A 21,976-nucleotide genomic window follows, 5' to 3' on the forward strand; every position below is an offset into this window, starting at 1 on the left:
TTGCAAACTTATGATATCTTTAGACTTCTCACAACTATTTTAAAGCTTTTTTTTAATATTTTTTGATACATCGATAAAAAAGCTTCACAATCAAACATATAGAATCAAATTAAATTTAAAAGTGATTATCTAACTCCCAAAATATGAATTTATCTAAAAAAGCTTAAATTTGCTAGATAAACCAACATTATCATAGTTATGAACAAAAGAGTTGTTATCGTATCTGCCGTTAGAACACCTATCGGAAGTTTTATGGGGGGATTATCTACAGTAACTGCGCCAAAATTAGGAGCAGTAGCAATCAAAGGTGCTTTAGATAAAATTAATCTAGATCCAAATTTAATAGATGAAGTATTTATGGGTAATGTAGTTCAAGCTGGTGTAGGACAAGCTCCTGCAAGGCAAGCTGCATTATACGCTGGTTTATCTAATTCTGTTGCTTGTACCACCATAAATAAAGTATGCGCTTCGGGAATGAAAGCGGTGATGCTGGGCGCACAAGCAATACAATGTGGCGATGCTGAAATTGTAGTTGCCGGCGGAATGGAAAACATGAGTATGATTCCACATTACCTCAACCTTAGAAATGGAACCAAATTTGGTCCAGCCACAATGATTGATGGAATGCAAAAAGATGGTCTTACTGATGCTTACGATAACAGCGCTATGGGAGTATGTGCTGACTTATGTGCAACAGAATATAACTTTAGTCGTGAAGATCAAGATAACTTCGCAATTCAATCGTATGAGCGCAGTGCAAAAGCATGGGAATCGGGTAAATTTGACAATGAAATTGTTCCGGTTTCGGTTCCACAAAGAAAAGGCGATCCTATCATAGTATCTAAAGATGAAGAATTCACTAATGTAAAATTAGATAAAATACCTTCATTAAATGCTGTGTTCACAAAAGACGGAACTGTAACTGCCGCAAATGCGTCTACGATAAATGATGGTGCCGCAGCTGTAATCCTAATGAGTGAAGAAAAAGCAATCTCTTTAGGATTAAAACCTTTAGCCTATATCAAAGGATATGCCGATGCTGCACAAGAACCAAAATTGTTTACTACAAGTCCAGCAAAAGCAATGCCTAAAGCATTAGAAAAAGCAGGAATAGCGATTAGCGATGTTGATTATTTTGAATTTAATGAAGCATTTGCTGTTGTTGGTTTGGCTAATTCTAAAATTTTAGGCCTAGAAGACAGCAAAGTAAATATAAATGGTGGTGCAGTATCTTTAGGACATCCGCTTGGTTGCTCTGGAGTTAGAATCATTGTTACTTTATTGAATGTATTAGAGCAAAACAATGCAAAAATAGGTGCTGCTGCAATTTGTAATGGCGGTGGCGGTGCATCAGCAATTGTAATTGAGAGAGCTTAAAATAATTATAAGTATGGGTTGTAAGTTAAGACTTTACAACCCATAATTATTAAATTTTAATTAAATTTAGATGTTCGGAATTTGTAATTTAGCCATAATCCCACTTCGCCTTGAACCCAGTGATAGAAGCGAAATCGTTTCTCAAATTTTATTTGGTGAACATTTTGAAATTTTAGAACAACAAAAACAATGGTCTAAAGTTAAAATGAAATATGATGATTATGAAGGTTGGATCGATACCAAGCAATTGCAAACCATCTCTGAATCTAGTTTTAATCAATTATCATCCGAAGCCATAATCCTCAATGCAGATTTAATAGAATATGTTACTGCTCCAGACAATCTATTGATTCCAATACCTCTTGGATCTTCTCTTTCTTTCCTGCACCATATTGATATCAACAGCGCTAATTTTAATTTTGAAGGAACTAAAACCAGCGGAGAAAAAGCAAAAGAAAGCTTGATCAATTCGGCCTTTATGTATTTGAATGCACCTTACCTTTGGGGTGGTAAAACTCCCTTTGGTATCGATTGCTCTGGTTTTACACAAATGGTTTACAAACTCAATGGATTTCATCTGTTAAGAGATGCTTCTCAGCAATCAACACAAGGAGAAGCCTTAAGCTTTATTGAGGAGAGTGAACCGGGCGATCTTGCATTTTTTGACAATGAAGAAGGAACTATAATCCATGTTGGCATTATAATGGCTGACAATTACATTATTCACGCTAGTGGAAAGGTACGTATCGATCGCATAGATCACTTGGGAATATTCAATGCAGAGACCAACAAGCATACACATAAATTAAGAGTAATAAAAAAAATTATTTAAAAAAAAATACCTGTCTAAATTTAGACAGGTATTTTTTTATTTATTACGAAACAAATATTTATTGCTTCGCTTTTAATGTTTTGTATTCTGTAGTCATTTCTAAGGCACTGTAAACACCTAGTAAAGTTTTATTAACATCTACATTTTTAGGGTCTAACTCAACGGCTTTTTCAAGGAAAGGAATTGTAGATTTGAAAAGATTTTCTCTATTCTTTTTCAATTCATCGTAGCGCTTCATATCATTTGTAGAGGTTCCCAATTTGTTCATCTCATCAATGATAACTTTTTCATTCTCTAACTTCATTGCAGCTAGATTTATGTAAGCATTGGTGTATTGTGGATTGATTTCGATTACTCTCTTGTAATATTTTTCAGCATCTACTGTGTTTTTTGCATTTGCACTCAATACTCCTAGGTTAAAAACTAAATCGGCATCATTTGGATTTTTTTCCAAAACTTGTGCTACTAATTTTTTGTATGTGTCAAAATCCTTAGTCTCAAGATACAAATTAGCTTCAGTCAATATTAACGAGGTGTCTTCTGGATTTGCAAGTCTTGCATCAGAAACTGCTTTCTTCGCCTCTTCCGTTTTTCCTTTTTGTACCAAAATCAAAGCGATATTTTTATAAATCTCACCTCTTTTTGAAGGAATTGCTTCTGTTCTAGGCTTTTCATGCGTTCCTAATTTTACCATTCTGTCTCTTTCTTGTAAAGTATTGAAAAAGTCTTCCTGAGTCGTTAATTTATTAACTGCAAAATAGCTTGTACCTTTTCCTGAATAGTTTAAGGTTTTAAGATCATCATACAGCTTAAGAGCTACATCATAATCATTAGCATTTACATAAGTAGAGGCAGCGTAATACAAATTGATTGTATCTTTTTTATCTAACAAATAAGCGTCATATAATTTTTTAGCACCATCTGCATGCTTTTCTGCTTTTGAATCAGCAATAGCACCGTTAATCAATTTGTATTTGATTTCAGTTATGGAAGTTGCTGCTTGTGTTGAAAATTTTACTTTTCCAGAAGTTTTTTCCGCTGCTATCAAATCTTGATATGCTTTTGCGGCAAGAGAAAAATTGGCATTAGCCTCAACATTCTTGTTTGCTAAATCCAATAATGAATTTCCTTTTACATAAAAAAACTGCGCTTTTTCAGTATCTGTCGCGTTAGCAATCAACGATTCTGCTTCCATCAATAGGGTAACCGCTTCTTGAGACTTACCTGCTTTCAACGCTTTTTCAGCGGCTTTAATTTGATCTTTTTGAGCAAAAGTAGCTACTGATATCAATATTGTTGATGCTAGTAATACATATTTACCTTTCATACTATTCTATTTTTGTTTAATAATTATTCTTGGATTTCTATTTTTTATGATTCGTCTTCGTCATCCTGTTCGTCCGACTCGTCATCTGTTTCATCTTCTTCGGTTTCGTCCTCGTCGTCATCCTCTTCAGACACTTCGTCTTCAAGAACTTCTAGAACAGGTTTAACTCTCTCTATTGTTTCTGTTTCAATGATGTTTCCATCTTCATCAACAATTACTTCAGCCACATCATCTTTCATAACTTTTGTGACAGCTGCAATAGAGTCTTTTCCTTTCAAGTTGATTAGTTTCACACCTTGTGTTGCGCGTCCCATCACTCTCAAATCTTCAATAGCCATTCTAATTGTTAGTCCTGATTTGTTAATGATCATTAAATCATCGGCATCCGTAACTGCATTTATCGAAATTAGTTTTCCAGTTTTTTCAGTGATATTAAGTGTTTTTACTCCTTTTCCACCACGATTGGTAATTCTATAAACATCCTCACCATCTTCGTCAACCAACTTAGTTCGCTTACCGTAACCATTTTCTGTTACTACTAAAATTTGCGAATCGTTAATATGATCTTTGTCAACAGTAACCATGCCAATTACTTCATCTGAATCATCCTTCAGCGTAATTCCGCGTACTCCAGAGGCTGTTCTTCCCATTGGACGGGTTTTAGTCTCTTCAAAACGAACTAATTTTCCAGATTTAACAGCTAGAATAATTTGGCTTTCACCATTAGTTAATTTAGCTTCTAATAATTCATCGCCATCCTTAATAGTAATAGCAGCAACTCCATTAACCCTAGGCTTAGAATATTTCTCTAAAGATGTTTTCTTAACCTGTCCTTTTTTGGTAACCATAATAAGGTTATGACTAGTGATGTACTCCTTATCTTTTAAATCCTGTGTACAAATAAATGCTTTTACTTTATCGTCACTTTCAATGTTGACTAAGTTTTGAATGGCTCTTCCTTTGGCAGTTTTACTTCCCTCTGGAATTTCATAAACACGCATCCAGAAACATTTCCCTTTTTGCGTAAAGAACATCATGTACTGATGATTTGTTGCCACAAACATGTGTTCTAAGAAATCTTGATCTCTGGTACCTGCACTTTTTTGCCCAACTCCTCCTCTATTCTGCGTTTTATATTCGGTAAGATTGGTACGTTTGATATATCCTGCATGTGAAATTGTGATCACAACATTTTCATCTGCAATTAAATCTTCGATACTTACGTCTCCACCGGAATATTCTATAACAGAACGGCGTGCATCACCGTATTTATCGCGAATTTCTTCTAATTCTTCTTTGATCAATGCGGTTCTTAAATTAACATCAGCCAATAAAGCTCTTAAATGCTCTATTAACTTCATTATTTCATCATATTCTGCTCTTAATTTATCTTGCTCAAGACCTGTTAATTGTCTCAAACGCATCTCTACAATAGCACGTGACTGAATATCCGATAACTGGAATCTTTCTATTAATTTATTTCTAGCCTCTTCCGTATTTTTTGATGCTTTGATTAACGCAATAACTTCATCAATATTATCCGAAGCTATAATCAATCCTTCTAAGATATGTGCTCTCTCCTCTGCCTTGCGCAATTCAAATTGAGTTCTACGGGTCACAACATCATGACGGTGCTCTACAAAATAATGAATCATATCTTTCAGATTCAACATTTGAGGACGTCCTTTTACTAGTGCAATATTGTTTACACTAAAAGAAGATTGTAGTTGTGTAAACTTATATAAGGTATTCAAAACTACATTTGGAGTCGCATCACGTTTCAAGATATACACGATACGCATACCGTTTCGATCTGATTCATCACGAATATTAGCAATACCATCTATTTTTTTATCATTTACCAAATCTGCAGTACGCTTGATCATATCTGCTTTGTTGACTTGATATGGAATTTCAGTAACGATGATACATTCTCTACCATCTACTTCTTCAAAACCAACTTTGGCGCGCATCACTATTCGACCTCTACCCGTTTTGAAAGCCTCACGAACTCCTTCATAACCGTATATAATACCACCAGTAGGAAAATCTGGAGCTTTGATATGGTTCATTAATTCGTCTATCTCGATTTCATTATTATCAATATAAGCTAATGTTCCATTGATAACTTCTGTAAGATTGTGTGGTGGCATATTGGTTGCCATTCCTACTGCAATTCCTGTAGCTCCGTTAATTAACAAGGTTGGAACGCGAGTTGGCATTACCTTAGGTTCATACAAAGTATCGTCAAAATTCAACTGAAAATCAACAGTCTCTTTTTCAATATCTGCCATGATTTCTTCAGAAATCTTTCGCATTCTTGCTTCGGTGTAACGCATGGCTGCCGGACTATCTCCATCTACAGATCCAAAGTTACCTTGACCATCTACTAAAAGATAGCGCATGCTCCACTCTTGTGCCATACGAACCATAGCATCATAAACAGATGTATCTCCGTGTGGGTGATACTTTCCTAAAACTTCTCCAACAATTCTTGCGGATTTTTTATGGGCTTTATTTGAAAAAACTCCTAAATCATACATTCCATAAAGAACTCTTCGATGTACTGGTTTCAAACCATCTCTAACATCTGGAAGTGCTCTTGATACAATTACTGACATCGAATAATCGATATAAGCTGATTTCATTTCATCTTCTATGTTAATAGGAATTAACTTTTCTCCTTCAGACATAAGTTGTTATATTAAATAATTATATTAGTTTCAAAACGTGCCAATATACGCCTTTTTGAAATTTTTATACCTACTTTAAAACACTTATTTAAATGATTTATTAACAAATTATCCCTGTATTTTAGTTAATAATTTAAGGGAAATTTAACTTTAATATTATGATTATTTTTGTCTCTTAGCTGACAGCACTTCGAATAGGAATGGTTTTTGTTTTTCTATCACTAATTCACTAAATTTACGATATCAAATATATATTATGGATGATAATTTTTCACCAAGAGTAAAAGACGTTATTACGTACAGCAAAGAGGAAGCCATGCGATTAGGGCATGATTTTATAGGGACAGAACACTTAATGTTAGGTATTTTAAGAGACGGAAACGGCAAAGCAATTCAAATATTGAACAACCTTGATGTTGATTTAGAACATTTACGAAGAAAAGTAGAAATCCTAAGCCCTGCAAGTCCAAGCTTAGAAGTAAATGTTGAGAAAAAAAACTTACACTTGACACGCCAAGCAGAACGAGCCTTAAAAACTACTTTTTTGGAAGCAAAAGTATTTCAAAGCACCTCGATTAGCACAGCGCACTTATTGTTATGTATTTTAAGAAATGAAAACGATCCAACAACCAAGCTATTGAATAAATTAAAAATTGATTACGATATAGCTAAAGAACAATATCTAAATATGACTCCAAACGAAGAAGATTTTATAGAAAATTTGCCAAGAAACGAATCGTACAATGACGATTCAGGACAAGATGACAGTCTGAAAGAAAGTAGTTTTAACAATCCAGCAAATAAATCCAACAAAAAATCAAAAACTCCGGTTTTAGATAATTTTGGAAGAGATTTAACAGAAATGGCTGAAGAAGGAAAATTAGATCCTGTTGTAGGACGTGAAAAAGAAATTGAACGCGTTTCGCAAATTTTAAGCCGTCGTAAAAAAAATAATCCATTACTAATAGGGGAACCAGGAGTAGGAAAATCAGCTATTGCAGAAGGCTTAGCGTTGCGAATTATTCAGAAAAAAGTATCCCGTACTTTATTCAACAAACGTGTTGTAACACTTGATTTAGCGAGTTTGGTCGCTGGTACAAAATACCGTGGACAATTTGAAGAGCGCATGAAAGCGGTTATGAATGAACTTGAGAAAAATGATGATATCATTCTTTTTATAGATGAAATTCACACTATTGTAGGTGCTGGTGGCGCAACAGGTTCACTTGACGCTTCGAATATGTTTAAACCGGCATTGGCTCGTGGAGAGATTCAATGTATTGGTGCAACAACATTAGACGAATACAGACAATATATAGAAAAAGACGGTGCATTAGAAAGACGTTTTCAAAAGATAATTGTGGAACCAACATCAGTATCCGAAACAATTACCATTTTGAATAACATCAAAAACAAGTACGAAGACCATCACAATGTTACCTATACACAAGAAGCAATTGAAGCGTGTGTAAAATTGACGGATAGATATATGTCTGAACGTTTCTTGCCTGACAAAGCGATTGATGCCTTAGATGAAGCAGGTTCTAGAGTTCACATCACTAATATTGAAGTGCCAAAACAAATTTTAGATCTCGAACGTCAATTAGAGGACGTACGTGAATTGAAAAATGTTGTGGTAAAAAAACAAAAATACGAAGAGGCTGCTAAACTTCGTGATGATGAAAAACGTATTGAAAAAGACTTAGCCATTGCTCAAGAGCAATGGGAAGAAGACGCTAAAAACAACAGAATAGAAGTTACAGAAGACAATGTCGCTGATGTAGTTTCTATGATGAGCGGCATTCCCGTAAATCGAATTGCACAAACAGAAAGCAACAAACTGGCTAAATTACCCGAACTCATTGAAGGAAAAGTTATTGGCCAAAGAGAAGCGGTGATGAAAATTGCACGTTCTATTCAAAGAAATCGTGCAGGATTAAAAGATCCGAATCGTCCAATAGGTTCTTTTATTTTCTTAGGACAAACTGGTGTTGGTAAAACCCAATTAGCCAAAGTATTGGCTAAGGAATTATTCGATTCTGAAGATGCTTTGATCCGTATTGACATGAGTGAATACATGGAGAAATTTGCAATCTCTCGTTTAGTTGGAGCGCCTCCAGGATATGTAGGATATGAAGAAGGTGGTCAATTGACAGAAAAAGTAAGAAGAAAACCGTATTGTGTTGTACTTCTTGATGAAATTGAAAAAGCGCATCCTGATGTTTTCAATATGTTATTGCAAGTTTTGGATGATGGATATTTGACTGACAGTTTAGGACGTAAAATTGATTTCAAGAATACGATTATCATTATGACTTCAAATGTAGGAGCCAGACAACTTAAAGATTTTGGTCAAGGCGTTGGTTTTGGAACTGCAGCCAAAGTAGCTCAGGCTGATGATAACTCAAAAAGCATTATAGAAAATGCATTAAAGAAAACTTTTGCTCCTGAATTCTTGAACAGAATTGACGATGTAATTGTATTTAATGCTTTAGAAAAACATGATATTGATTTGATTATCGAAATTGAATTGAAAAAATTATTTGCTCGCGTGGCCGAATTAGGATATCAATTGAATCTTTCTGATAAAGCAAAAGCATTTATAGCTGAGAAAGGTTTTGATAAACAATTTGGCGCGAGACCATTAAAAAGAGCGATTCAAAAGTATGTTGAAGATACGCTAGCCGAGGAAATCATAACTTCTAAAATCACTTCAGGAGACGAAATATTTATGGATATCGAAGAGGGGGCACAAGAACTAACCGTTCAAATTCACAAAGCTGGAGAGCCTACAAATCTTTAAATTTACTCCTTAAAACAATTCATTAAGCCCGTTACGTTTTCATAACATAGCGGGCTTATTATTTACAGTAAACATACTTTTTTTGAAAACAAATATTTACATTTGATTTCAAAATAGAGGTTAAAAAAATCAATTTATGTCAGACAATAAAGTTATTTTAGGTAGTGAAGAATGGTGTTCTTTTCCAGAATTAGGAATTCCTACGATAAAAGCACGAGTGGATTCGGGAGCAAAAACATCTGCTTTACATGCTATAAACATTGCCCCGTTTATAAAAAACGATAGCAACTGGGTGAAATTTGACATTAACCCGATACAGAATAATCTAAAAACGGTAATTCATTGTGAAGCTCCTTTAATAGACAAACGGATTGTTAAAAGTTCAAGTGGTTTTAGAGAACAGCGTTATGTTATTCAAACGAATTTAAAAATCGGCACTTCGCAATGGCCAATTGAAATGACATTGACCAATCGAGATTCAATGGGTTTTAGAATGCTACTAGGTCGTGAAGCGATGAGCGGAAGAGTGCTGGTAGATCCAGAACAAAAATATCTTTTGGGACAGCCGAGTACGGACACGCTGAAAGAATTATATAAAAATTCTGAAAAAGCAAGTTCTGGTTTACGTATTGGACTTTTGGCCAGCAATCCAGAATTGTACAGCAACAAGCGCATCATGGAAGCCGGAGAAATGCGTGGTCATGAAATGCACTTTTTGAACATCAAGGAATGTTATATGAAACTCGATGCAAAAACACCTGAAATTCATTATCGCGGTGGAAAAATATTAAATCAATTTGATGCTGTTATTCCGAGAATCAGACCTAGTATTACTTTTTACGGTTGTGCACTAACCAGACAATTTGAGGCCTTAAAAGTGTATTGCCTGAACTCTTCAAACGCTATTACACAATCACGTGATAAATTATACTCCTTGCAATTACTATTAAATCATGGTGTGGAAATTCCCACTACTGGATTTGCCAATTCACCTTTGGATACCGATGATTTGATAAAAATGGTTGGAGGTTCTCCTTTGATAGTAAAATTACTAGAAGGAACACAAGGAAAAGGGGTAGTTCTCGCGGAGACCAAAAAAGCAGCAGAGAGTGTTATCAACGCCTTCAAAAGTTTAAATGCGAATATATTAGTGCAAGAATTTATCAAAGAAGCCAATGGAAAAGACATTCGTTGTTTTGTTATAGACGGAAAAGTAGTTGCTGCTATTCAAAGGGAAGCCATGCCAGGTGAATTTAGAGCCAATATTCATCTAGGAGGAACAGCATCTATAATAAAAGTTACCGCTGAAGAAAAAAGAATAGCTATTAAAGCAACTAAAGCAATGGATCTTAAAGTAGCTGGTGTAGATATTATTCGTTCGTCAAAAGGTCCTTTATTGCTTGAAGTAAACTCATCTCCGGGTTTAGAGGGAATTGAAGGCGCTACAAACAAGGATATTGCAGGTGAAATGATCAAAGCAATTGAAAAACATTTCAAGCAAAAAGCGGATCTAAAATAACATCATGCCATCATTTAGCATCTACAATATTAAAAATAAATGAAATACACCTAAAAAAATGAACATCGAATTCAATGTATAATTTCCTCCTATTAAAAAACAGATAATTTATTATTGTTCGAATCAAACTCAATTTACATTGATAAATTCAAACAAAATGAATCCAGATTTTAAGCTTTAAATGATGAAAACTGAAATTTTTAATACAATTAAACATTTCGCATAAAACAAATCATATTCTGAAATTTAAAGAAACGTATATGAAATTCACAAAAAAACCATTCCGTTAAGAATGGTTTTTTTTGTAAATAATTCACTTCGTTATATAAAAATACTGAAAATGTAGTACAAGATTGCTGCAAGAATTGCGGATATTGGAATAGTTAAAACCCAAGCCCATAACAAACTTACGGTCATTCCCCAACGTACTGCAGAGACTCTTTTAGTAAGACCAACTCCAATGATTGATCCCGTGATTGTATGTGTTGTACTTACAGGAACTTTAAAATGTTCTGTAAAATATAAGGTTAAAGCTCCTGCTGTTTCAGCAGCAACACCTTCAAAAGATGTTACTTTTGTGATTTTTGAACCCATCGTTTTCACGATTTTCCATCCTCCACTTAAAGTTCCTGCAGCAATGGCAGAATAACACGCTAAAGGAATCCAAGCGGGCATTTTAAAAGCACCTTCATCATTTGGTAATACAACATCCAACCAAGATGGCAGCGATTCTTGAGCAACACCGCTAGTGTTGATATAAACTGCCACAGCTGCTGCGATAATACCCATTACTTTTTGGGAATCATTTCCTCCGTGACCTAAACTAAAAGCTGCAGATGATAGTAATTGCATTTTCTTTAACCAAGCAGTCGCCTGATTTAAATTTAAACTACTAAATATCAAACAAAAAGTACTAATTGACAAAACTATAAAAGCAACTAAAAACCATTTTATATTGTGTGTCTCAAAAGCAACACTCCAAAAATGAGAATCAAAACGAGGTTTTTCAATTTGATCAAAATAAACCATTTGTGATTCTACAAACCAAACTGTTAATACCATTAACAAAGCGGTGAAAATCTTTGGATAAATACTTTTCTTAGAGGCATTAAGCAACCAAATAGACATTAAATAAGATATCAAAGCTCCCAATAAAGGTGCCAAAATAATAAAGGCAACGATGATTAAAACTCCCGAAGGCATACCACCATCTTTTCCTGCTTTGTACCAAGAAACTACGCCAAAACCAGCATGAGCAATGGCTGCCCCTGCAAATCCACCTATCAATGTATGAGAAGAACTTGAAGGAATTCCTTGCCACCACGTAAATAAATTCCAAATAATAGCTGCTATTACACCTGCTAAAATCACAATTAGGTTTATATCCATGGTATTAGCAGTTTTTGCAACAGTATCAGCTACACCAAAACCAAAAACCCAGTAAGCCAAAAAGTTAAAAAATGCTGCCCAAACAACAGCCTGAAAAGGGGATAATACTTTGGTAGCAACAACTGTTGCTATAGCATTGGCAGCATCATGAAAACCATTGATGTAATCAAAAATTAATGCCAAAACTATAATAACTATAAGTAGAGTAAATTCCATATTTTTAATTTCAGAATAAAACGGATTGAATTAAGAATGTTTTACAGAAATAGATTCTAAAACACCAGCTACACTTTTACATTTATCCGTTGCAGTTTCCAAAACTGATAATACTTCCTTGTATTTGATTATATTTTTTGCATCCGTTTCATTTTCGAATAAATCAAGAACCGCTTTATCATAAACGTTGTCTGATTTATTTTCTAGTTTATTAATTCGAAGACAAGCATCAGTAATATTCTTCATTTTTTTCAAATCTCTCAATTCTCTGATAGCAACATCAATATTTTGACAGGCTTCGAGATTAATTTCAGTTAATTTTCTGATTGATTTGGTAATTTTATCTACTTGGTACAAACGCATTCTACTTGCTGCACCATGAAGATTTCCAGCAACATTATCAATTGAAGTAATTAATGAATAAATATCCTCTCTATCAAATGGTGTGATAAAATTTCTACTCAACTCAAGGTTTGTTTGACGGGTAATATCCTCTCCTTTTTGTTCTAAAACATCAATTTTCTGAAAAAGAACTTCGCGTTCTTTTAAAGGAAGGTTTACAGCTTCATGCAAATTTGTAGCAATTTCTATTAAATTACTAGAAGCTTCTTCAAAAAGAGGGAAAAACTTTTTGTCTTTAGGAACCAAAAATTGGAAAAAATTATTTATGTTCATTTCATTAAAATTTAGTTTGGCAAAATTACTTCATTATTAATCGCTAATGTTAAGCCATTGTTAACAAATTATTTTCTATTTGAAAAGTATTCAAAAATGAAACTGTATTTTCAATGTCATAATGTAAAATCCTGTCTTCTTTTATCAACGGTACTTCCTCTCGATACGCGCATAAAAACAACTCAATGAAGTTACTAGATAATAAAGGACGTCTGTATTCTATAGCTTGTGAAGCATTTAATAATTCTATGGCAAGAATTCGTTCTAAATTATCTAAAACACGTAAAGCTTTAGTAGCGGCATTTGCACCCATGCTTACATGATCCTCTTGCCCATTACTTGAAACAATACTATCTATGCTAGCTGGCGTTGCTAACTGCTTGTTCTGACTTGCAATACTCGCTGCGGTATATTGTGGAATCATCAAGCCTGAATTAAGACCTGGATTATCAACCAAAAATGCGGGAAGATTTCTCGTTCCCGAAATTAACTGATACGTTCTTCGTTCAGAAATACTTCCTAATTCAGCTAAAGCGATTGCCATAAAATCTAGGGCTAATGCCAAAGGTTGTCCATGAAAATTACCACCAGAAATGATTTGGTCACTTTCAATAAAAATATTGGGATTGTCAGTCACCGAATTAATTTCAGTTTTGAATACTTTTTTCACATAGTCAATTGCATCTTTTGAAGCGCCATGTACTTGCGGCATGCAGCGAAAAGAATACGGATCTTGAACATGTTTTTTTGGCTGCTTGATAATCTCACTTCCTTCTAAGAATCCTTTAATACGATTCGCAGTAATTATTTGCCCTTTGTGAGGTCGAATAAAATGAATTAATTCATGGAAAGGTTCTATACGACCATCAAAAGCTTCCAGTGAAATAGTTCCTATTAAATCTGCTAAATAAGAAAACTTATTTACTTTCATTAAAATATGGGCTCCATAAGCACTCATAAATTGTGTTCCGTTCAGTAAAGCCAATCCTTCTTTTGATTGTAAAACAATCGGTTGCCAATCAAATTGTTTCAAAACAACACTCGAATGCACTTTTTTACCTTCAAAATAAACTTCACCTTCGCCCAATAAAGGCAACGATAAATGTGCCAATGGAGCCAAATCTCCCGAAGCTCCTAGTGAACCTTGTTCATAAATTACAGGGAAAATATCATTATTATAAAAGGCTATCAATCGCTCTACTGTTTGTAGTTGAATGCCCGAATGCCCATAACTCAAGGATTGTATTTTAAGTAACAACATCAATCTTACAATATCAATTGGTACTTCTCCACCGGTACCACAAGAATGTGATTTAACCAAATTTTCTTGTAATTTTGATAAATTTTCATTTGATATTTTAACATTACAAAGAGATCCAAAACCAGTGTTTATTCCATAAATAGGCTCCGATTGTAATGCCATTTTTTTGTCTAAATACTCACGACATTTTTGAATATTAACTTTTGCTTCTTCTGATAGCGCCAGTAATTTGTGATGTAAAACAATTTCCTGCAGTATTTCTAAGCTAAGCAATTCAGTACTAATGTAATGCGTATTGTCCATTTTGTTAGTTTTAAGTAAGTAAAATTGAATAAATCTTTATAACTACACAACATTTATTTCTCCTATTTTAATTTTAAAGTTAAACAAAACAAAAAATTATTGTTTTTTATTTTTTTCTGATGCGGATCAAACGTATTCTCAAAACACTTTTGATCTTAGTAACTTGCTTATCCTATTTTATTTATAAAATAATAATGGGAATAATTTCAGCAGTTCGCTAGTATAATAAAAATAATTGCATCATTCCTTTTGCATTACGTAGCAATAAACTTTTGGAAATAAATTAAAGAATTCAATAAATATTACGAATAGCTTTTTTGAGTACCTAATAAATCAGAGAATAATCAACAATTATCAGAAGTTAACTCTTATTTTCAAATATTCGCAAAAACAATTTGAGTCGCGTTGTGTTTTATAAAAAACAGTACTTTTGGGTATATAAATGATACACCAAAAAGCAACATATCAAACTTCGATAACAACTCAAATTTGGGTTGGCTTTGCTTTTGCATTTTCAACAACGACTGCTACTACCCCTTTGGGGTAAACTCACTACATATAATTCTATTATTATTTTTTTCGAAAGAAAAAGAGTTTATTGGCTGTGTAATAAAGACTACGTTTCTAAACAAACAAACTAAACACTAGTAAATCACCACTAAGTTAAAAAAGATAAAATTGGGGATTTTGCAGGTACAAAATATAAATTATTAGATATGAAAGTATTAAAATTTGGCGGAACCTCTGTTGCCAATGCAGAAAACATAAAGTTGGTTTTAAGAATTATAAATGAAAAAGCAAGAGATGAAAAATTAATTGTTGTAGTTTCTGCATTGAGTAAAGTAACTGATCTGTTGCAACTAGCTTCTCAAAAAGCAGCTGCTGGCGACGAAAACTTCAAAGTAATTCTGACCGATTTAGAGAAAAAGCATTTAGACGTATTAAAAGATCTTATACCAATAAGTGAACAAAGCAGTCTTTTGAGCCATGTAAAAAGAATAATCAACCATTTAGAGACCTTATTGGATGGCTGCTATCTTTTAGGCGAATTATCACCCAGAACTTCAGATACAATTTTGAGTTTCGGTGAATTACTATCTACTTTCATTATCGCCGAAGCTTTGAAACAAAATGGGAACAATAGTATGTATAAAGACAGTCGAGAGCTTATTAAAACCAACAACCATTTTGGTAAAGCAATTGTAAATTTTGATGTTTCCAATGCTTTAATAACTGATTTTTTTGCTTCGAATGAAAATCAAGTGGTCGTTATGCCTGGATTTATTGCTGCCTCATTAGACGGGATCAATACTACTTTAGGCCGCGGAGGATCTGATTATTCAGCTGCTATACTCGCGGGAGCTTTGAATGCGACAGATTTAGAAATTTGGACCGATGTTAACGGAATGTATACAGCCAACCCTAAAATTGTAAAACAAGCACATCCAATAGCCTTTATTTCATATCAGGAAGCAATGGAATTATCGCATTTTGGTGCGAAAGTTTTGTATCCGCCAACTATACAGCCCGTCTTAAAAAAAAATATTCCAATTCTTATCAAAAATACATTCGAGCCAGAAGCCGAGGGAACATTAATTTCCAACCAACAAATGGATTTTACCAATCCTGTGAAAGGAATTAGTCATATTGATAAAATTAGTTTGATTACGCTGGAAGGTCCAGGAATGATTGGTGTTGCTGGTTCTTCCAAAAGACTTTTTGAGGTGTTGTCACAAGAAAATGTCAATGTCGTTTTTATTACTCAAGCCTCCTCAGAACATTCAATTTGTATCGGAATTCTAAATTCAGATGCCGACATTTCCGAAATTGCTATAAACAAAGCCTTTGAAGTTGAAATTTTACAAAATAAAATAAAACCTTGCATTGTCGAAAAAAACCTGTGCATCATAGCATTAGTTGGAGAAAATATGAAAAATCATCAAGGGTTGAGCGGTAGAATGTTTAGCACTTTGGGGAAAAACAATGTAAATATTCGAGCGATTGCACAAGGTGCTTCCGAAAGAAATATTTCGGCAGTTATAAACGAACGCGATGTAAAAAAAGCCTTAAATTCTTTACATGAAAACTTCTTCGAAAAAAACACCAAGCAATTGAATCTATTTGTAATGGGAGTGGGAAATGTGGGAGAGAAATTTATCGAACAGATACACCAACAAAAGAAATTTTTAAAAGACACCTTACGAATAAACCTCCGCGTTATCGCATTGTCCAATTCTCGAAAAATGTATTTCGATGAAGATGGGATTTCATTAAAAAACTGGCATTTTTTATTGGAAACCGGTGATCCTGCCGATAAAGAACAGTTTATATCCAATGTAAAACAACTCAATTTACGCAACAGTATTTTTGTAGATATTACTGCAAATGAAAGTGTGTCTAAAACCTATGAACACTATTTAAAACAAAATATTGCAGTAGTAACCTGTAATAAAATTGCTTGTGCATCGGAATACGACAACTATAAAAAACTAAAAAAACTATCCCGACAATTCAATGCTCCTTTTCTATTTGAAACGAATGTGGGAGCCGGATTACCAATTATTGATACCGTTAAAAACCTAGTTGCCTCTGGAGATAAAATCAGTAAAATTCAGGCTGTTTTATCTGGAAGTTTAAATTTTATCTTTAATAATTTTGATCAAAATAGCACTTTTCATGATGTAGTTAAAGAAGCTGGTATACAAGGATTTACTGAGCCAGATCCGAAAATTGATTTGAGCGGAATTGACGTTGCTAGAAAGATTTTAATCCTGATTAGGGAAAGCGGTTACAAAATGGAAATTGACGAAATCGAAAATGAATCTTTTATGCCTGCAGCATGCTTGCAAACCACTACAAATGAAGCTTTTTTTGAATCTTTACAAAAGCATGCAGAGCACTTTGAATCTATTTACAAAGAAGCACTTAGTAAAGAATCCCGATTAAAATATGTGGCACAATTTGAAAACGGAAAAGCAAATGTTGGGTTGCGATTCATTCCTAAAGACCATCCTTTTTACAATTTAGAAGGTAAAGATAATATTGTGCTGTTTTTTACAGATCGCTATGTAGATCAGCCTTTGTTGATAAAAGGCGCTGGTGCAGGAGCTGCAGTGACGGCATCCGGTATATTTGCTGATGTGATTAGAATTGTAAACGTATAAATTAGTCGTAAAGTCAAAGGTCGTAAAGTCTGAAAGTTAGTCACTTGATTTTATGTTCATTCCTAAGACTTTATGATTTCAGACTTTAAGACTGTAATTATGAATGAAATAAAAATATTTTGCCCCGCTACAATCGCAAATCTTTCTTGTGGTTTTGATGTCTTGGGACTTTGTTTAGAAACTGCTGGCGACGAAATGATCATTAGGAAATCAGCTGAAAAAGGGATTCGAATTACTAAAATTGTGGGTGCCGACTTGCCGCTAGAAACCGAAAAAAATGTGGCTGGAGTATCTGCTCTAGCAATGTTGGAAGCTGTAGAAACCGAATTTGGATTCGAAATTGAAATTTACAAACACATCAAAGCGGGAAGCGGAATAGGAAGCAGTGCTGCTAGTTCCGCCGGAGCTGTTTTTGGCATAAATGAATTACTTGGACGACCATTTACCCGAAAGGAATTGGTTCTATTTGCCATGCAGGGCGAAAAACTAGCTAGTGGAAATGCTCATGCGGATAATGTTGCTCCTGCCCTTTTGGGCGGATTTACATTAGTACGAAGTTCAAATCCATTGGATATTATTCGCATCGAAAGCCCTTCTGAATTGTATGCTACGGTGGTTCATCCTCAAATTGAATTGAAAACTTCGGATGCACGATCTGTTTTAAAACAAACTATTTCATTGAAAAGTGCCATCATTCAATGGGGAAATGTGGGTGGACTAATAGCTGGTTTGTACACTAAAGATTATGATTTAATAGGACGTTCCCTGCATGACGAAATTGTAGAACCATTGCGAAGTGTGTTAATTCCTGGCTTTGATTTGATAAAAAAAACTGCCTACGAAACTGGTGCTTTAGGTTCAGGAATTTCAGGTTCGGGTCCTTCTATTTTCGCATTGAGTAAAGGAAAAGAAACTGCAGAAAAAATTGCAAAAGCGATGAGCGCTATCTATGATGAAATGAATTTACCGTATGAAATTCATGTATCAAAAGTAAATCCTGATGGAGTACGAATTATTTAAAAATGAGTACTTAGTTCTTAATGCTCCGTTGCAAAAGCCAAGAATAAAGACTAATTACTTAGAACCTAATAAACAATGAAATACTATAGTTTAAACCATAACGCCCCACAAGTTTCTTTCAAAGAAGCTGTGATACAAGGATTAGCATCTGATAGAGGATTGTATTTTCCAGAAACCATTACCCCATTAGCACCTACTTTTTTTAATACTATCGAAAATTTAAGCAACGAAGAAATTGCTTATCAAGCGATTCAACAATTTGTAGGTGATGAAATTCCTGAGATCACATTACGAACATTAATCAAAGATACCTTGTGTTTTGATTTTCCCTTAATAGAAGTCGAAAAAGGTATTTTTTCTCTTGAATTATTTCATGGTCCAACAATGGCATTCAAAGATGTTGGCGCACGATTCATGTCACGTTGTTTGGGGTATTTCAATAAAGATATCAAAGACAGTAAAAATACGGTTCTTGTTGCTACTTCAGGCGATACAGGCGGCGCTGTTGCAAGCGGTTTCCTTGGCGTAAAAGGCGTAGAAGTAATCATACTGTATCCGTCTGGTAAAGTGAGTGATATTCAGGAACGCCAATTGACTACATTGGGACAAAATATAAAAGCACTTGAAGTGGATGGCGTTTTTGATGATTGTCAAGACATGGTTAAAAAAGCATTTTTAGACGAAAGTTTAAAGCACAAAAACCTGACCTCGGCAAATTCGATCAATATTGCGCGCTGGTTGCCCCAAATGTTTTACTTTTTTTTTGCTTACAAAGCCTTAAAAAAAGAGAATAAGAAATTAATTTTTTCTTGTCCGAGTGGAAATTTTGGGAATATTTGTGCTGGAATTATTGCTAAAAAAATGGGACTACCAATAGAACATTTTGTAGCAGCGACTAATGTGAATGATACAGTTCCGAGATTTTTAGAAAACGGGGTTTATGATCCAAAACCTTCCAAAGCGACAATTTCTAATGCTATGGATGTGGGAAATCCGAGTAATTTTATTCGAATTCAAGAATTGTATCAAAACGATTTAGAACAATTCAAAAAAGATTTTTCATCCTTTACCTTCTCTGATGAAGAGACTTTAGAAGCGATGAAAACCATTTACAAGAGAGATGGTTATATTGCAGAACCTCACGGAGCAGTTGGATATTTAGGATTGAAAAAGGAATTAGAAAATCACCCAAACGCAATTGGAATTTTCTTGGAAACCGCTCACCCAATTAAATTTCTGGATGTAGTAGAACCCGCTTTGAATGTAAAACTGCCCATTCCAGAACAAATAGAAAGTGTGATGAATAAAGAAAAAATAAGTACAAAAATCAAATCATACGAGGAATTGAAAACGTTTTTAAGGTAAGGCTTTCTGTTTTTTTAAATATAGCTGCCGAAATAAAAAAGTGTTCTGAAACCCAATAGTCACAGCATCCTTTTACACCAGAGAACACATATAAAAGGACAGCACTACTATGGACAAACTCACCATGAAAAAACAAATAATATGCTCCAAAAAACATCCAATTATTACCAGCAATTTTTTTTATAAAATGAATCTCTAATTACTAACGTATTAAAAATAATGTAACCAGTAGGCATCATTGATTTTTATATATTTACTTCAAAAAACAATGCGCTAAGACATTAAAAATTAAAAATTTACAGTGAAAAACTGGATTTAAAAAAGCCTTGAAATAATTTGAATAACCCTATTGATTTACACATTAATTTTAACTACTTTTGCAATCCGATTAAGTGGTCAAAATCAGAATTTAATTTTTTTATAAATCTGATTTATAGATCCAATTTTTAATAATTCAAAACTGGTTTACCTTTGTTTTAAATAAAAATATTCGGATTTATGTGGCATCTCAAGCAACATAACTGTACATCACAATTACCCTTATAGTAACAAAGCACTTAAAAAAAGAGAAAGACGTTTATGACAGATCAAAACATGAATGAAGTTAGTTTTGAAATTGAGTTATTAGATAAGCACAAAGAATATGGAACCCAATATCAATCGAATGATTTTTATTGGGGAGTAGGTATCGAAAATGAGTGCTATTTGGAGTTTGACTTGCAGCGCAAGGTGGATAAAAATTTCTTTTTAACTAATGGAATTCGTGAAAAGTATAGCATAAACCACTTTAGTAATTATAAAGAAAACGTATTTGAGAATTCGTTACAAAAAATATTAACTGATAAGAGTTACAGCATTCCTGTTTTGATGAATTCTCATTCCTTCACAAAAACAGATGTAAACAATCAGCATAAAACACTGGATACAATTGACAATATACCAAATCCGGAGTATATTGGGGAAAGCATTTTTGAATTATTACAAAAACACAACCGTTATTTTATTGACGAACATCAAAAAAAATTCATTTTTGATGGTGATACCATTGAATTTGTAACCCAAGATTTTTATAAAAAAGATGTAGATAGTGTAATTGCAGAATTAAATACCATTAAGAAAGAATTTACAGTAAACTTGCAGCAACTGTTGTACAAAGAAAACATATTTTCACAATTTGGGAACATAAAAATATGTTCTGAAAATCATCCTTTTGCAATATTTGTTTCTAATAATGAAAACTATTCTGTCTTCAATAATATGACGTATCATTTTAATTTAACCATTCCGACGGAGTTAAATAAGGATGGCGAAATTAAAGACAAAGTAGATTTTATAAAAAAACACCAACGTACAATACGCTTGTTCCAGTGGCTGAGTCCATTATTTATGGTTAAGTTTGGATCTTCAGATTACCTTTCGCACAATGACACTACCGTAAACTTAACAAAAGCATCGCAGCGTTGTGCAATGTCCAGATACATTGGTGTGGGTACGTATGATACAGATGTAATGAAAACAGGAAAGCTGGTTCAAATGAATTTTAATGCGCATCCGATGCACGAAAATCCGTTGTGGTGGGTCAATCGTTACGCTGAAATTTCTGATTACGAAAAAATTGATAAAATAGGTCTAGATGTCAATTTTCACAAGCATAAAAATCATGGGATTGAGTTTAGAATATTTGACTATTTTGATGAAAAACATTTAAAAGAAGTTTTGAATTTTTTAATTTTCATCATGGATCATGCGATATTAAACGATATCGACAACCCAATATGTGACCTAGAATGGAATAATTTTGTTTATGAATCTATAATCAATGGCAAAGAAACCGTTGTGCCAACAAATTATATTGCTTTGTTAGAAAAAATACTAGCTACAAAATTAGATGCTACAGATCCTATTGCAATTTACAACCAAATCTATACGGGTTTACACGACAGGTATTATGAAAATGGTTTTTGCAGCTCGTTATTAATTTCAAAATAAGTAGTTGCAGTTGAAGTGCAGTTTTAAACAAATAAAACTGCTT

The 21,976-nt window shown here is 33.8% G+C and carries 13 protein-coding genes; 8 read left to right on the forward strand and 5 right to left on the reverse strand.

The features are described 5' to 3' along the window. Positions 1-198: 198 nt before the first annotated feature. Together ACNQGO_RS02915 and ACNQGO_RS02920 are read left to right on the forward strand one after the other, a co-directional pair. On the forward strand, positions 199-1,377 hold the full coding sequence (locus tag ACNQGO_RS02915) for an acetyl-CoA C-acyltransferase (protein WP_417984096.1): 1,179 nt from the start codon (positions 199-201) through the stop codon (positions 1,375-1,377). A gap of 70 nt (positions 1,378-1,447) precedes the next feature. Next, the gene (locus ACNQGO_RS02920; RefSeq protein WP_417984097.1) at positions 1,448-2,209 is read left to right on the forward strand and encodes a C40 family peptidase; all 762 of its coding nucleotides are present in this window, start codon (positions 1,448-1,450) and stop codon (positions 2,207-2,209) included. Positions 2,210-2,267: 58 nt separating this feature from the next. Here the strand turns inward: ACNQGO_RS02920 and ACNQGO_RS02925 are convergent, their stop codons facing one another. Beyond that, positions 2,268-3,536, reverse strand: a complete 1,269-nt coding sequence (locus ACNQGO_RS02925) for a tetratricopeptide repeat protein (protein ID WP_417984098.1) — start codon at positions 3,534-3,536, stop codon at positions 2,268-2,270. Positions 3,537-3,580: 44 nt separating this feature from the next. Next, entirely contained in the window at positions 3,581-6,229 is a 2,649-nt protein-coding gene (gene gyrA / locus ACNQGO_RS02930; RefSeq protein ID WP_417984099.1) for a DNA gyrase subunit A, read from the reverse strand. Positions 6,230-6,485: 256 nt separating this feature from the next. On the opposite strand from gyrA, the gene ACNQGO_RS02935 reads away from it, so the two are divergent. Continuing rightward, the gene (locus ACNQGO_RS02935; RefSeq protein WP_309758899.1) at positions 6,486-9,032 is read left to right on the forward strand and encodes an ATP-dependent Clp protease ATP-binding subunit; all 2,547 of its coding nucleotides are present in this window, start codon (positions 6,486-6,488) and stop codon (positions 9,030-9,032) included. 136 nt (positions 9,033-9,168) lie between these two features. Further along, positions 9,169-10,551: a 30S ribosomal protein S6--L-glutamate ligase gene (gene rimK / locus ACNQGO_RS02940; protein ID WP_417984100.1), complete on the forward strand. Its 1,383-nt coding sequence runs from the start codon at positions 9,169-9,171 to the stop codon at positions 10,549-10,551. A 321-nt stretch (positions 10,552-10,872) separates the two neighbouring features. Here the strand turns inward: rimK and ACNQGO_RS02945 are convergent, their stop codons facing one another. From ACNQGO_RS02945 to hutH, 3 genes are read right to left on the reverse strand one after another with little or no spacing between them, the layout of a single operon-like run. Further along, entirely contained in the window at positions 10,873-12,156 is a 1,284-nt protein-coding gene (locus tag ACNQGO_RS02945; RefSeq protein WP_417944333.1) for an inorganic phosphate transporter, read from the reverse strand. A gap of 30 nt (positions 12,157-12,186) precedes the next feature. After that, complete coding sequence (locus tag ACNQGO_RS02950; protein ID WP_309758891.1) at positions 12,187-12,831, reverse strand: DUF47 domain-containing protein; 645 nt, start codon at positions 12,829-12,831, stop codon at positions 12,187-12,189. A gap of 49 nt (positions 12,832-12,880) precedes the next feature. Next, complete coding sequence (hutH, locus tag ACNQGO_RS02955) at positions 12,881-14,395, reverse strand: histidine ammonia-lyase (protein ID WP_417978551.1); 1,515 nt, start codon at positions 14,393-14,395, stop codon at positions 12,881-12,883. Positions 14,396-15,111: 716 nt separating this feature from the next. Between hutH and thrA the strand changes: the two genes are divergently transcribed. The 4 genes from thrA (at position 15,112) to ACNQGO_RS02975 (ending at position 21,933) form a co-directional block, all read left to right on the forward strand. Then, positions 15,112-17,559: a bifunctional aspartate kinase/homoserine dehydrogenase I gene (gene thrA, locus ACNQGO_RS02960; RefSeq protein ID WP_417984101.1), complete on the forward strand. Its 2,448-nt coding sequence runs from the start codon at positions 15,112-15,114 to the stop codon at positions 17,557-17,559. Positions 17,560-17,658: 99 nt separating this feature from the next. Beyond that, positions 17,659-18,579, forward strand: a complete 921-nt coding sequence (locus ACNQGO_RS02965; RefSeq protein WP_417971492.1) for a homoserine kinase — start codon at positions 17,659-17,661, stop codon at positions 18,577-18,579. A gap of 75 nt (positions 18,580-18,654) precedes the next feature. Continuing rightward, entirely contained in the window at positions 18,655-19,944 is a 1,290-nt protein-coding gene (thrC, locus tag ACNQGO_RS02970; RefSeq protein WP_417984102.1) for a threonine synthase, read from the forward strand. 579 nt (positions 19,945-20,523) lie between these two features. After that, positions 20,524-21,933 (forward strand): hypothetical protein, encoded by a 1,410-nt coding sequence (locus tag ACNQGO_RS02975; protein WP_417984103.1) that lies wholly within the window; start codon positions 20,524-20,526, stop codon positions 21,931-21,933. Positions 21,934-21,976 lie beyond the last annotated feature (43 nt).

Origin of the sequence: Flavobacterium frigidum, assembly GCF_048286735.1 — a bacterium.
Classification (GTDB): Bacteria; Bacteroidota; Bacteroidia; order Flavobacteriales; family Flavobacteriaceae; genus Flavobacterium.

What these genes read in the sequence shown, in the direction of transcription:
- ACNQGO_RS02915 (WP_417984096.1), top strand. Translation starts at nt 199, where the DNA reads ATGAACAAAAGAGTTGTTATCGTATCTGCCGTTAGAACACCTATCGGA.
- ACNQGO_RS02920 (WP_417984097.1), top strand. Translation starts at nt 1,448, where the DNA reads ATGTTCGGAATTTGTAATTTAGCCATAATCCCACTTCGCCTTGAACCC.
- ACNQGO_RS02925 (WP_417984098.1), bottom strand. Translation starts at nt 3,536, where the DNA reads ATGAAAGGTAAATATGTATTACTAGCATCAACAATATTGATATCAGTA.
- gyrA (WP_417984099.1), bottom strand. Translation starts at nt 6,229, where the DNA reads ATGTCTGAAGGAGAAAAGTTAATTCCTATTAACATAGAAGATGAAATG.
- ACNQGO_RS02935 (WP_309758899.1), top strand. Translation starts at nt 6,486, where the DNA reads ATGGATGATAATTTTTCACCAAGAGTAAAAGACGTTATTACGTACAGC.
- rimK (WP_417984100.1), top strand. Translation starts at nt 9,169, where the DNA reads ATGTCAGACAATAAAGTTATTTTAGGTAGTGAAGAATGGTGTTCTTTT.
- ACNQGO_RS02945 (WP_417944333.1), bottom strand. Translation starts at nt 12,156, where the DNA reads ATGGAATTTACTCTACTTATAGTTATTATAGTTTTGGCATTAATTTTT.
- ACNQGO_RS02950 (WP_309758891.1), bottom strand. Translation starts at nt 12,831, where the DNA reads ATGAACATAAATAATTTTTTCCAATTTTTGGTTCCTAAAGACAAAAAG.
- hutH (WP_417978551.1), bottom strand. Translation starts at nt 14,395, where the DNA reads ATGGACAATACGCATTACATTAGTACTGAATTGCTTAGCTTAGAAATA.
- thrA (WP_417984101.1), top strand. Translation starts at nt 15,112, where the DNA reads ATGAAAGTATTAAAATTTGGCGGAACCTCTGTTGCCAATGCAGAAAAC.
- ACNQGO_RS02965 (WP_417971492.1), top strand. Translation starts at nt 17,659, where the DNA reads ATGAATGAAATAAAAATATTTTGCCCCGCTACAATCGCAAATCTTTCT.
- thrC (WP_417984102.1), top strand. Translation starts at nt 18,655, where the DNA reads ATGAAATACTATAGTTTAAACCATAACGCCCCACAAGTTTCTTTCAAA.
- ACNQGO_RS02975 (WP_417984103.1), top strand. Translation starts at nt 20,524, where the DNA reads ATGACAGATCAAAACATGAATGAAGTTAGTTTTGAAATTGAGTTATTA.